This is a genomic window from Alteromonas aquimaris (genome assembly GCF_026183695.1).
Classification (GTDB): Bacteria; Pseudomonadota; Gammaproteobacteria; order Enterobacterales; family Alteromonadaceae; genus Alteromonas; species Alteromonas aquimaris.
Genome location: NZ_JAPFRD010000009.1, coordinates 172,559 through 186,897 on the forward strand (window position 1 = coordinate 172,559; position 14,339 = coordinate 186,897).

General features: G+C 45.8%; 7 protein-coding genes. 1 reads left to right on the forward strand and 6 read right to left on the reverse strand.

Translation table 11 applies throughout. From position 1 onward, the window contains the following. Positions 1-18 precede the first annotated feature (18 nt). Genes OPS25_RS06945 through recC form a run of 4 tightly spaced genes read right to left on the reverse strand, consistent with a single transcriptional unit; the run spans position 19 to position 11,211 of the window. On the reverse strand, positions 19-2,403 hold the full coding sequence (locus OPS25_RS06945; RefSeq protein ID WP_265616919.1) for a zinc-dependent metalloprotease: 2,385 nt from the start codon (positions 2,401-2,403) through the stop codon (positions 19-21). Next, positions 2,400-4,322 carry an exodeoxyribonuclease V subunit alpha gene (gene recD, locus OPS25_RS06950; protein WP_265616920.1) on the reverse strand — a complete coding sequence of 641 codons (1,923 nt, stop codon included), beginning with the start codon at positions 4,320-4,322 and terminating at the stop codon, positions 2,400-2,402. The genes OPS25_RS06945 and recD overlap by 4 nt, the downstream gene beginning before the upstream one ends. After that, positions 4,319-7,927 carry an exodeoxyribonuclease V subunit beta gene (gene recB, locus OPS25_RS06955; RefSeq protein ID WP_265616921.1) on the reverse strand — a complete coding sequence of 1,203 codons (3,609 nt, stop codon included), beginning with the start codon at positions 7,925-7,927 and terminating at the stop codon, positions 4,319-4,321. The genes recD and recB overlap by 4 nt, the downstream gene beginning before the upstream one ends. Then, entirely contained in the window at positions 7,924-11,211 is a 3,288-nt protein-coding gene (recC, locus tag OPS25_RS06960; protein WP_265616922.1) for an exodeoxyribonuclease V subunit gamma, read from the reverse strand. The genes recB and recC overlap by 4 nt, the downstream gene beginning before the upstream one ends. 415 nt (positions 11,212-11,626) lie before the next feature. Between recC and OPS25_RS06965 the strand changes: the two genes are divergently transcribed. Beyond that, positions 11,627-12,280: a dUTP diphosphatase gene (locus OPS25_RS06965; RefSeq protein ID WP_265616923.1), complete on the forward strand. Its 654-nt coding sequence runs from the start codon at positions 11,627-11,629 to the stop codon at positions 12,278-12,280. Between the two features lie 228 nt (positions 12,281-12,508). On the opposite strand, the gene OPS25_RS06970 is transcribed toward OPS25_RS06965, so the two are convergent. After that, on the reverse strand, positions 12,509-13,642 hold the full coding sequence (locus OPS25_RS06970) for a topoisomerase IV (RefSeq protein ID WP_265616924.1): 1,134 nt from the start codon (positions 13,640-13,642) through the stop codon (positions 12,509-12,511). A 15-nt stretch (positions 13,643-13,657) separates the two neighbouring features. Next, positions 13,658-14,083 (reverse strand): phosphate ABC transporter substrate-binding protein, encoded by a 426-nt coding sequence (locus OPS25_RS06975; protein WP_320411952.1) that lies wholly within the window; start codon positions 14,081-14,083, stop codon positions 13,658-13,660. Between the last annotated feature and the right edge of the window lie 256 nt (positions 14,084-14,339).

Sequence of the window (14,339 nt, forward strand, 5' to 3'; positions counted from 1 at the left end):
TTTGAGTTAATTGAGCGTTTAAATGGGCGAACCAGGAGGTAATGGTTTCGCATCAAATTTCATCGGCCACTCACCCGTTTGCCAATATTGTTCAAAATATCCCGATAATACTCCTTTTGCAGGGTGACGACTTTTGGATGACAACCAGTTCGAAAACTTTTTAAGGCTGGCCTTCATCGCCAGACGTACCTCAGGAGCAAGCTTTTCAGAATTGGCAGCATCCACCACAGCATTTAAGGCAACCAATTGCAATCTTGCTTTTAATCCATAGTCTGGTTGCTTTTCCTGATACCAGTGTAAATCGAAAATACGATCCATCAAATTGGAGATATCCGGTACGTCACGTCGCTGATGGCGCTGCCAGGACAATCGATTAAGACGTTCAGGAGCCAGCAATAATGAAAAAGCATACGCTGCAGCAGCTTCTGCCGCGCTGACCGGGTCAAACATTCTGCCCATACGTCCTTTAAAATGTTCACGGGTGATGTCGTCACCAAAAATGGTAGGCGTGATGAGCTGAAACAAATTATCCGGTATCCGAAGATAGTTTGCTGACGTGGCTTCAAGTAGTTGTTTGATGGCTTTTTTTTGCGTTTCCCCATCGATAATTTGCTGGCCGCTCACATCCTGAGCCGATGACTTTATTTCATATTCATATTGCAGCCCTCCAATCTGTTTGGCTAGCGCAGAAAGTTGGTAGCGATGGAGTAAATAAATGGGTACCAGTACGTCCTCTATGGCTGACAAGCCTTGTCCTTCGCGAATAGTGTCCATCCCTAACTGCGCTAACGCTATTTCGCGAATAGCCGAAATTTCTTCAAATGCGCTGATGGGATCGCCTCCATTGTCCCACATGTGTCCGCTACCTGATGCTTCAAAGTGAGCCCGGGTATCTACATCGGTTTTGTAAGGTAGCTTTTGCTGCTTCGCCGATTCGATTTGTTGCGCCAAACCGGCATCCTCGGATGCATGGGTATAGTCCTGATAACCGTACGCAATTGCATGCTTATCCCATTCCCCTATTCCACTTTCGTACGCGCCTTCCAGTGATAGCTTACCGTTTTCGAGTTTAATTAACGGATGAGGGTAATCCATCACCGAGGCGCGATTATTTTCAGAGGCAGCAAAATTATGAGCGATCCCCAACGTATGTCCCACTTCATGCGCAGATAATTGTCGAATGCGCGCCAATGCCATTTCAACCTGGCTATCGGTGGCGCTTTCGTTATCTGTAAATGGGCTGGTTAAACCCAATGCAATGAGGTAATCCTGTCGAACGCGTAACGAACCTAAAGTTACGTGGCCTTTAATAAGTTCACCTGTTCGTGGGTCCACGACCGATGCCCCATAAGACCAGCCGCGGGTTGCGCGATGCACCCATTGAATAACGTTATAGCGTACATCCATCGGATCTGCATCTTCGGGTAACATTTTTACCTGGAACGCGTTGGTGTATCCAATCGACGAAAATGCTTCATTCCACCAGCTGGCTCCATCCCTTAGTGCCGATAGAACAGGTTCGGGAATGCCGGGATCCAGATAGTAGACGATAGGCTCGACAGCTTCACTTTGTTTGGCAGCAGGATCTTTTTTAGCCAACCTATGCCGTATGATATATTTTTTCTCCATCGGCTCATTGATAGCCGAGGCATAGTCAAAGTAGGAGAATTTCCAATATCCTGAATACGGATGAAATGCTCGGGGCTGATAGCCCGCCTCGGGCAATGCGACAAAAGAATGATGCATATGAACCGACACACTATTGGCATCCGGTGCTACCTGCTGCATGTATTCGCCCGGCTTATCTTTCGCAGTGAATGTTACTAACGCTTCCAGCTCTGAATTTTTGATAAATCCCTTACTTCGTGCAAGCACTACCCCACTGCGCGCGGCATCCACTTCGAACGTGCCTTGTTTAGTGTCTTTCAAACGCTTGACAACGCCATGCACGTCACTAAACAAATAAGGGGTATAATCAATCAGCACCCCATCTTTGTTACTGGCAACCACTTCAAATCCGGCTATTACAGAATGGGCAAATGCTTCTTCAATACTTTGTTGCTCAGCTGGGTTGTTAGAATCAGCTCGAAACCGGGTGTTAAGTTGTCTAAGTAGAACTTTATTGCCAAACCGTGAAAATTTAACCAGCCGGGTATCTCCTAGCTGGCCTCGATCCAGGCCAATATCATTGGAGCCTATTCCCCTGGGCAAACTGGTTTGGAAAAGCAGCTCATCATCCAGGGTGGTTAATTCCAGATAAATTTTATCTTTTGACTGGTCATAGTAAAAAGGAATAAATCCGTCATGCCGCTGCATATCGCGGGTAAACTCACCAATAATCGGCAAGGCAGCGGCCGCCTGCAATGTAATCATACACAGAGTAAGTAAAATGACCCTTATCATGCTTCATCCTTCGATATGTGCGTTTGTTGTTTTCTAATGTGTTCACTCAATCCAGAAAATCGTTGCTGACGTGATTGTACGGCGTCCATAAATACCTTTTCCTCACACACGAATGCACAACTATATTTTCCTCGCGTTAATCCTGTATAGAGTAATTCTCGACAATTCAAGCTGAATTGCTGATCACTAGTGGTGTCAGGTAAAATCATCATTACGTTGGTGAATTCGGACCCTTGAGATTTATGTATGGTCATCGCATAGGCTGACTGTACTGAAGGTAAGCGGGATAAATTCACCGATCGCAACCTGCCCATATCAGTATCGAACCATGCTTTCAGGTTGCCTTTTTCATCAGGCCATACAATTCCAACGTCCCCATTATAAAGTTTGTTGGCGTAATTATTTTCCAGCACCAAGATGGGTTGACCCGCGTAAAAGCGTGCTAAGGCACTGCTACCTGTTTGATTAACCCGTGCGGCCCGTTGCCTGGCCACAGTTTCAATCTGCTGATTCAATCTCTCCACTCCCCATCGGCCTTTTTTTACGGGGGTCAGCCAACGGCAAAAGAGCGAAGCATCGAGAGCTTCTCTAGCGCTGGCTGCGCTGAATAGTGGTTGAAAACATTGCTGGATCAACAAGGTTAGGTTGTGGGTGAAAAGCGATGGGGATAAGCGAAAAACTGACTGCGTATTAAACAGGGAGGGTAACTGATCTGAATTTAACTCAATCTGCCGGTTCCACGCCTCTTGCCCATCGCCGGAACGAATTAATTGCGCACCAGCCGCTAATTCTCCCCCGAAGCGCTGAGATGTTTGTAAGGTAAAAGTAAATGACTGAGATGGCTGTACCCGGGTATCTAACAAGAGATTGGGGTTTAATCTGTGTATGTGCTTCAATAAATCCTCACATACAACGTTAGTGGCTGTTTGGGCACCCACTAACGCTTCCAATACATTCCCGGACTCAATGGCCGGCAATTGGTCGGCGTCTCCAACGAGAATTAATTGGCACGCGGGCTTTAGGGCGCGAACGGTACGCACCATTAGGGCGAGATCAACCATTGAAGCTTCATCTATAATCAGGACATCACACTCTAGGGGCTGACTTTGATTTCTTTTTGTACTGACCTCAAAAGGACTGATCCCGAGAAGGCGATGTAATGTGACAGCTTGGGTAGGAACAATTTGCGCCATTTTCGCCAGTGTAGGGTCATTATTTGTCGCTGTCAGCAATTCAACGGTGTGGGCAATGGATTCCCCTAACCGCTGCGCGGCTTTTCCCGTGGGTGCGGCCAATTGAATATCAAGGCTACCGTTTGCTACCGTTTGCAGAGCGAGCAAGATCCGCGCGACAGTGTAAGTCTTGCCGGTTCCGGGTCCGCCGTTAACAATACAAAATGGCAGCATAAGGCTAGCCGCAGTTGCCACCTGCTGCCAATCTTCTGAAGCCGTGGTATCAGGAAATAACAATGGCCAGATTGTGGCCAGGGCATCATATTTCTGGGATGACAGACTATGTAATTTTTGACGTTGGCAAATGGCTGCAGCCAGTTCTTGTTCAAACGACCAATAACGCTTTGTATATAACCGAGTTTCATCCAGAATGATTAAAGCATCAGTCAAGCGGGAACAAATGCTGGCAACAAGTGGTTGTAATTTTTCATAAGGAGGGATATTAATTTCGACACTACTATCGTCACAGTTCTGCACGGTGCGACCGGCAAAGGCGGTTAAATCGAGACACGTGTGCCCCTGCCTTTGCGCCTGACTTAGCAAAATCACGATATTGCGCCATAACACCGCGGTGGCGTCATCTAATTCATAGTCACTTAACACCTTAGCTGTGTACCAATCTATAGGCTCGATATTATTATCTAATTGTTTTCTACCTCCCGGCATGATGGATTCAATGAGTTTCATACAGCCTGCTCCAACTGCTCGTTCTCATTAAATATCGCATCGAGTTCATTTAATAAGGAGCTCTCAAGCGGGCTGTGAAAAACGCCCTCGTATTGGTTATTGTCAGGGTGCATGCCACGAAGATACAAATAGTAGACTCCTCCAAAATGCAATTGAGGCTCGTAACCCGGTAACATTTGTTTTAGATACCTGTGTAAAGCAAGTGCGTAAATCAAATATTGAAGATCATACAAATGATGCTGGTTGTTTCTGGCTAACAGTTCTTCTTGATAATCTGCGTATGCATTTCCCAGGTATGTCGACTTATAGTCTGCCACAAAAAACCTGCCTTCCCATTCGAAAATTAAATCAATGAATCCATGCATCATCCCGCTGAGTATTTGCTGCCCTGGCATTATGAGAGGAGTCGAATCTGTCAGTCTATTCTTACGATGCGCATTAACTAAAGCGGCGAGCTTGGTCGCGTTCAACTTATGTATGGGAAAATAGAATTTGGCTTCACGAATGGTTTTGTCCTTAGGAATCGCTGACAGCGTTAGTCCCGGTGCTGACGCTGAAAGGGGGGTATGTAATGTTTCATCTAACCAATGGAAAAGATCAGTAGATTGAGCATCAGCGAGGAGGTTATGTCGCTTAAGTACTGAGTCCACATTATCACACCAAGCCTCTTGCGCTGTGGCGACATGGGAAAAATCTTTTTCTTCTAACAAGTCGTGTAATAAGTTTCCTGCGGCTGCGCCTTTCTCAAACGAAAAACGAAAGGGGATTGTCTGCACTTCATTATCTTCCTGTTCAACGATTGGAGTAGGCACAACAATTTCCCGTTCCCGCATATCCTGGCGTGTAATGTTTTCGAATCGCGCGATAGACGAAAAGGAATAAAGTCGCCAATCATCCTTTACCGCCCCCGTAAATGTATTGCATTTAAGTGTTTGAGGGGCAGCGATAGGCGCGCTCGTCAGTTGTTGGGCCTGTGCAGAATCAATTGAAATAACACTCGTATCACCACATTCGTTTGCTATCGATTGCAACTGCTCGAGCCATTTTCCACTTGCTTCAACATTACAGGCTTTAGCCAACGCGGACGATTCACTGCCAGCAAAGGGTGCCACCCCAAGATAACATCGATGAGCAGCTCGCGTTACCGCAACATATAAAAGGCGCATGGATTCTGCATTCCCCTCTTCGCGGCAGCGTTCTATGGCAGCATAGGTTGCGCCAAGCTGCAAGCATTGACTTTGATTGACCTCATCAAAATACCGATATTGTTGGGCCAGCTGATTGCCAGCTTTTACTGGATCACGATAATCACTGGCAAAAGGCACAAACACAATCGGGTACTCCAGTCCTTTCGAACCATGTTGTGTCATGATTTGAATTAAATGCGCGTCACTTTCCAGCCGCTGAATATATTCGCTGGCTAACGCGGTGTCGTGGATATGGTGGTCCAGCCATAACAACAAACGTTCACCTTGCTGGTTTGGAATAGTCGCATGCTGGATCACTTCAGCCAGATGCATGTAGTTGGTTACCTGACGCTCATTATCATCTGAATAACTGACAAAATGCTGTTTGAGCAAATGAATGATGACACTCATACATCCCTGTTGCTGCCACATCACCTTTAACTGCATCATATGGGTAACAATGTTATCCCACTGTTGCTCATCTTCACTATGCAAAAACTGAATTAACGAATCTGCCCCCATCCCTAACAAGGGGCTGGTGAGGGCTGTGCGTAAAGCACTGTTGTCTGAAAAGTGCCAAATCCCAGTCAGTAACTTGAGTAAGTCCTTTGCTTCGGCGCTTGAAAACAAGTTTTCTTTATTACTAAGAAACACTGCGCTAAGCCCAGCCTTCGCCAGAGTCTGTTTAACGATAAGAGCTTCCGGAGTATTTCGCACTAAGATAGCGATATCTTTTGGTTCAACGGCTGATGCGCCCAACCTCGCCTGTTCAAATAACCGTACAATTTCATTGCTTAGCCAGGTAGCCAACCCCCTTTGCATGGCCGTTTTATTGTCAGCGAGTTGCGCATCATCTGATAACAGAGCGTAAGTTAATGCACTGCGATCGATAGCGGGATCATGGAGTAGCGTTTTCGTTGCTTTTGCTTGCTCAGTGTACTTAACTGGCTCGTAGTGAATATCAAATCCAAACACATCTGTGGGGTCTGCAGAAAGCGCATTACCGTAGAACAAACGGTTGTATGCATTCACCATTCCTTTAACAGAACGCCAGTTAGTATCCATCACCCAGCGAAAATCTGCGTTTCTGGCTGCCTGTAAATAGGTAAAGATATCCCCGCCCCTAAACGCATAGATGGCCTGCTTGGGATCGCCAATCATCATCAATAAGGAGTGTTCGTCGGCTTTCGGATAGACATGGTCAAGTATTCGATATTGAAAGCTATCAGTATCCTGAAACTCATCAATAAGTGCTGCAGGGTAAAGCGTATGCAGTTGTTCGGCTACCTTACCCCCGGGTTCACTTACTTGTGTAGCGAAAATTCGTATCAGATCATCGAAATCCATTACCCCTAACTGGCGCTTTTGTTTTTCTACATGTTCACGAATAAACAATATGCCTTGCCGCGCCAACGCTAATGAAGCCTGCTTCTCCATACGCGACTGCGCGTCTTTCTCCAGTTGGCTTACGCTGTTTTTGACTTCAGTGATTAATTCCTTCAAAGGTTGGAAAAGTGTTTTTAATTCTTCGTTACCGCGGTAGCGATTACCATTAATAAAACGACCAACCTCAGCGGGAGGCACAGTGAGGGCGCTAGTTGATAACCACTCTAATACACGATGCCATTCCTCTCGGCGCTCAGAAGCGTCCTTTTTACCCTCTATCAGCGTATCGACGATGACGGGTTGGTGTGCTTCCAACGCACTTTTCACCGCAGTAAACAAAAGCTGAAACTTTGCTGCCAGACTTATACGGTACTGAGCCTGGTCATCACACTGTGTTTGCGTATCAGGCACAAAAGGAATTAAATCTGCATAGATAGCCTGTTTGAAATGAGCAAGAAATACCTCTGGTTCATGCCAGCCTTGCTCAGCCAGTATGTCATATTGGCTGGCATGGGCTGCTATAATTCGGATCCAATCCTGAGCGGCTTGCAAATATAATGATGCTGTATCAGTCAAAAGAGTCTGCTTCATTGACACCTTGCTTTCGAACGCAAGCTGGCTGATCATCTTTTTACAAAAACCGTGGATGGTAAATACCGCTGCTTCATCAAGCTCTAATAAAGCTGCTTGAAGACGAGCGATGCCTTCATCCCCTGGCAGATGCTGATACATCGACATATAAACGGGATCACAATTATTCGCCATTTGTCCCGGATTATCTCTGAGCCGCTGCCACACCTGTAAAGCATCTCGCAGCGTGGCACCAATACGCCCACGAATTTCTTCGGTTGCAGCATTGGTGAAGGTCATCACCAGAATTTGCTGCACAGACAGTTGCTTCTCGATCAACAGGCGAAGATAAAGACGGGTAATATTATAGGTTTTACCGGTTCCCGCACTGGCTTCAATTAAATGACGGCCAAATAGAGGTAAGCTGGTAACATTGAGCGGTTGAGGGCGACTATCCATCATACTTTCTTACTCTTTAAGTCCAACGCTAATGCACTGAACACATTCAGCATTTCAGTTATTGGCAGCAAGCCATGCTCTAGCCCGGCGGGGTAAAAAAGCCGCACGTAAGGATCCTGATTAAGACCACTAATCAGTCCCTGTCCGTTAAGTTGGCTGGCGACTATTGCCTTTGCTTCATATGACTCATACCAATCTGCAAAGTCCTGCTCTTGTGGCAATTTTTTTAGAAGTGCATGTGATACGCTGGCGAAAGCGGGCAAAGGCCTGGAGGCGGCACGCTGCATGAAAGACGTAACTCGCTTAAGTATGTCCGCCGCCACCTCTGGTTCTTGCGGAGGAATTACAGCCTTGTAAATACTGGCTTCTCCCCCACTCCACTTCACTGAATAGACTTCCAGCGGTTTGCTAATGCCACCCATATTACAGCTCAGCGCAGTTAGAAGCTGTTCCATAATGCGTTGAATGGATTGGGTACCATAATGATAGGCAACCAGCCGCACGTCCTCTTCCCACACATTTGCAGTAAGCTGAACCTCTTCCACTTCGATATTCAAGGATATTTGTTGCCCATTGGCTAGCCCTATTGCATCAAAAAGCTGTTGCGCGCAGCTTCTCCAATTCTCCATCAATACGGGAGCGAGTGGCGTCGATGGAAGATCTCCACTTAATTCAATAAAACGCTCAACAGTTTCGCTACTTTGCTGTTCACGTATGGCTTCCCCCAGTGCGGACAATGATTGATACCGCGTCAGAGCACTGGTGGAAAAGGGTTCGGCATCATCCAATATTTTACCCTCTGATTCTAAGTATATAGACAGACGTTCATGGGCGAAGAATTTAAGCGGATGGGCTAGACAGCGAGCTAACTTGCCCACGGAGAGTTGCTGGATCGGCACAACTTCAGCCGGTTCGTAAACGGGCACAACAGATTCGTCAATGGGTTGAATTTGCTGAGCCAGACGCATCCAGCCATGGTCAAACGAGCGCGGCTGGTCTATAAAATTAGCCACACTAAACGGGTGTAACGACTGTTGTTGAATGGGAAAACCATCGGTTTTACCCAAGTAACCCTCGTTCAGCAAGGATAGAAACTCTGCCAATACCAAACTTGGTTGCCGTTCACTGTTGTCTTGGGCATGTCGGCCCTGATAACTTAGATAAAGATGATCACGCGCCGAAAGAATGGCTTCTAAAAACAAATATCGATCTTCCTGCCGCCTGGATCTGTCTCCGAGTCTTGCAGGTGTCGTAGCCATTAAATCCACACTCATCGGCTGACTTTGCCTAGGAAAGTCACCGTCGTTAAGACCCAGTATACAGACCACCTTAAACGGTATACTTCGCATGGGCAGCATAGAGCAAAAAGTAACCTGCCCTGTATGGAATTGACTTCCGGTATCGGGTCGGGAAAAACGTTTTATCATGATCTCGCGTAACTGAGATAAGCTTAACTGCTCGAAATATTCCGCTTCATTACAATGTTCTTCAACCGCTGCGGCGGCGTGACTAATTTGCTCCCAGGCATATTCATCGCTTGCAAGGGGAGAAAAACATGAATCTCGCAATTCAATTAGAAAAGTATTCCACTGAGCGGGTGTGCGCTTTTGTTTCAACGCAAGGGCATAGGTTTTTAATTGAGTCAGGACTTGGATAAGCTGGCCCAGCACCAGCGTATTTCGCCCTTCCACATCCGGCACAGTAAGAACATTATCCACAATTAATGAAACATCTTCTGCCAGCATCCCCTTTAATAATCGTTCGAATCCCCACTCCCAGCTATATGTTTCGTTTGTTTTTGGTTGGCCTAATATAGCTGATTGCTGCTGGCCATCTAACCCCCAATGGACATGCGCCTTGTGAAGCCAATGGGTAATCAATTCCAAGTCTTCATTACTCATACCAAATTTAGCCTGGACACTTTCCAGGCGAAGGTAGGCCATGATTTGATTGACGCCAAAGCGGCTGTCAGGCAGGTGAAGAAGTTCTAGGAACGCGGCGATTAACGGTTCTGCATCCAGCGGCGCCCTGTCTGCAATTGAGCATGGCAGCCTGACGGTAGCTGACGCTTCCCACTCTGCGGCGCCCATTACGCTAAAAACCGTACTGACCAGAGGCGCATAGTTTTCAACAGCGGGACACATGACGACAATGTCAGATGGTCGCAATGTTGGATCGTTTTCAATCAACGCCAACAAGTGATCATGCAATGCTTGCACCTCTCTTAGCGCACTGTGGGATGATGAAATGACAATGCTCTGATCGTCGGTATCCCGTTGATCGAAACGACGTGGATAACAAGCATGTAGTACGTCTTGCTGAATTTCCGCTAGAAGTGTCGCCGGTTCAGCGGCTGATTGCTCAGCGAGATCCACATCAAAGGCACTCACTTCAAATGACTGTAGAGGGGTAAGCAAATTAAATAAATCCCTGCCTTGCTTACCTAAATTATTCAGTAGCGGGTTTGCCTGCTCTTCATTTGCAAACGCTTGAATACCTTTTTCTCGAAGCGATTTAGCTAATTGCCGATCACTTTGTCCTTCTCCCCAATAATTGATACAGGGGTTAAGATGAAAAATATGCACAGTAGTATGTTTTGCTAATGCGTCTAAAAAATGGACTAGCTGAGGGGCCATGGTGTTGATGGCAAATACAATCACGTGGGGTGGTAAACTTCGGTGACTATTCGAGTTTAAGGCATCCAGCGTCATTTGATGTAAGCTGGCAGGATGTAAGGGCTCATCATCAGTCAGCATTTGCCAGATAAGCGCCTGCCATGGTTCATCGTCACTACCTAGTAGTGCTGACTGCCGGTTTTCCCACTTTGCCAGCCAATCTGGGCGATATAACAGGTATTGCTCGAACACATCGGCAATGGCAGTGGCAAACTGCAATCGTAGCGTTGATTTTTCGTCTTCAGTGGTTTGACTTTGCCAGTACTGGCATACAGGCTTCGCAGCGGGATGCTCACAAAATGCGTCACTCAACAATATCTCATCAATGCGCCAGACCAAAATTTCACGACGATATGCTGATTGTTTAGGTATTTTGCGCTCCCCCAGTATTTGACGCGCGGTATCCCACATAAAACGAACAGGCAAAGGAAATTGCATGTTCATGGCAATCCCATGGTTGTGCGCTAACTGCATGCTCAACCAGTGCTGCATGCCGGGGCTTTCGACTAATATTGGGTGGGTGGAAAATACAGTCCCTGGTTGCTCTTTAAGCAATGCGCTGAGCAGGAAACTGAGGTGTTCTAATTTATTAGAGGGATAAAGTGCTAGCAAGGCGTCAATTTTTTAGTATTTTGGTAGCCAATACGTTACCAGTTTATCTGGCTATTGCGAACCTCTTTGAGAAAGAAAAGCCATACTAATGCCCGCGCAAAAGGATCGGGCTGGGTAAGCGCGGCAGTGGCATCAGGGATTGACTAACATACCTGTCAGTTGGCAATGAACCGTGTTTCATCACCACCAATCAAAGGGTGAACCGCAACCCCTCGTTTACTAACCAACTTCGCTAGAAGTATATAACCTTCTTGAATTTAAGGGTTATCACGCCCCCTAACACATTCCGATATAGAAGATGCACCTTATTACATCACATATGCCTTGAGATGAGGTCTCGTCATATACACTTCCTATCCAAGCGGCGTTTCGTTACAATTTAGCGATCATCATCTTCATAATTGCAGGCTTTATTATGTTATCTCAACAGCAACTTGCCACCATGCTTAGTTTACAAAATAAAATGAATACCAAAGTAAATGAACAGTGGCTAACGGCAGGCTACGGCTATTTACGCGCCGCCATGGTGGAATCGGTTGAAGCGATAGAGCACCATGGATGGAAATGGTGGAAGGCGCAACACAAAGATTTACCTCAATTACAAATGGAGTTAGTAGACATTTGGCATTTCGCCCTCTCTGCGTGCATTATCGATTACCACGGTGATGTAGATGCGGCGGCAAATGCAATTTCTGCCCAATTAGCTCAAGCGCAACCTCATGTCCAATTTGATGGCAAGGACTATAAACCCGACAGCCAGTCTTTGCTGGATAACTTAGAGTTAATGGCAGGCCTCTGCGCAGCTAAACGATTTAGTGTTCCCCTATTTATGCAAATTGTTGAGCAATGTGAAATGACAGGTGAAGAACTCTATCGACAGTATGTTGGGAAAAATGTGCTTAATTTCTTCCGTCAGGATCATGGTTATAAAGAGGGAAGCTATATCAAGACCTGGCAAAACCGCGAAGATAACGAACATTTGGTGGATGTACTTTCCAGTTTAGATATTAACTCTACCCACTATAGTGATGACATTTATAAGGCACTGGCGCAACGCTATCCCAACTGAGCTCAAAATGGGTAAGGTAAAAAATATGCGGGATGCGAAAGCTTTTTGTTTTCGCTATTTAGAGTGTATTAAATGCACGGAAAACATCCAGCGTGGAAGATGTGGCGTTTCAATAGCTGGGCTACATTCACTCAACATTACCTGCTAAATACCCATATATTCGCTCGAGTTATATGCAAAAAAGCGATGCACTGACGCATCGCCTTATCGAGAACCTTTGTGTATCGCTTAGAACACGTAGTTAACAGCGAAACGAACCAATGACGCATCGTTCGCATCATTAATGTCATCATCGTATTTAGTAAAGTCTGCTTTCAATGCCACGTTGGTATCCCAGTCATAACGGACCCCAAGGGAATATGCATTATTTTTAGCCACTAACTGCTGCTGTAATCCACCCACAATTTGGCCTACGACCGGTTGTACCTGCTCAGGATACTGCGCGACCTTTTCAAGGAATTTCAGGTCGTCCTGGGCATCATTCCACTCAGCGGTCACAAATGGGGTAAACTTACCTACTCTTATACCTGCCGTAATGTAATAGTTCACATCGTTCTGGTAGTAAGAATCTTTAATATCGACTTCTGTATATTCACCCGCAACAAACCAGTTAAAGTTGTCATATTCAAGACCAACCCCGACAAAAGTGCCAGTATCATCCTTTGCATCAAGCAGTTCTGCCAAGTTAGGATCGATACTTGCCAAAGCCTGGATAGTTGGAGTCACGGCAGGAATATCGAAAGTGGCTTCAGTCCGTCCAATGACACCTCTTAATTTCCAGTTTCCATAAGTGGTTTCCGCGGTAAGGTTGACCGCGTTTTTACCTTCAACATTTCCTTGTTGTCCATTTAATACAAAATCCGCATCTAAGGTGCCATATGCAAGCTGAAAGTTATATTCCAGATCTCCAACATAGTTGCTGTAATCAAGTCTGGCGCCATCAATATTATTAAAAACGACCCCATAAACAGATTCAGGTGGAGCAACCCAGTGATAAGAATAACCTACATCAAGGGAGGCTGAATAACGAAACAAGGGCAAACGCAGACGACCAGCGGTAACGCTTACATTGTCTGTCGCAGCATAAGTCATATAGGCCCATTCAAAATCTACATTATAGTCATCGCTGCCTCTTGCAACCAGCTGACCGGTAGCGGTAAGTTTGTCATTTACATCACCACTTACCTGAAGAGCAAATAAGCTTTGCTGATCAAATGAAATATCATCGTTATAACCGTATAACGTGTCATCGCTACTCGCCTTGCCCGCAACGAGATTGGCAAAACCATTAATACGGACCTCAGCTTGAACGCCGGTACTCACAGCCAGTGCAACTGTACTTAATAAAAATAATTTACGCATAATTTTTTTCCTGACTTATTGAGCTGAGATAACTTTCACAGCATCGGTAACAGCGCTACTGTCTACATAGCTAATTGCTGAAGGATCCGCGGCGACTGCGGCGACCGCTGCCGCATCGTCGGCTACTTCTTTTGGTGGTGTACCTTTGCCGGTAAATACCAGTTTTGACCAATATGCTGAGATTTGACTTGAGTTACGCTCAAGCACCTTCTCATCAAACTGATTACGAGTCGCAGCATCACCTTTCTGGTTAATTGGCGTGGCGGCGGTACCGCCTGGAAATTTTTTCTCTTTACCCAGAAAAATTCGTTTAACTGTTTCGTTATCTACCGTACTACTGTTAGCCGGATTCACGATCACCACAACATCAGCTAATGCATAAGGAGCAATAGACAACAATGTCCCAGCGATCATCGAGGTCATCATAGTTGCTTTTTTCATAGCCTTTCTCTTTGTTATTTCAGGTTAGGGCGCGAAATGTAATGTGATCGCGCAGGTAAGGCAACGCCTTAACCCTAAGCGAAATTATAACTATTTATATAAAATTATACCTTTACGTTACCCCTCTTTATTTGAGCGTTTTTTATACAGCGCCATCTATAGGTGAGAAAGGAGATAAACTTCTAATAAAATCAACGTGAACAGTTAAGTGGGTTAGTGTTTTGCGTGAAGGGGAAATCAAATCAGGAGGAGTGAG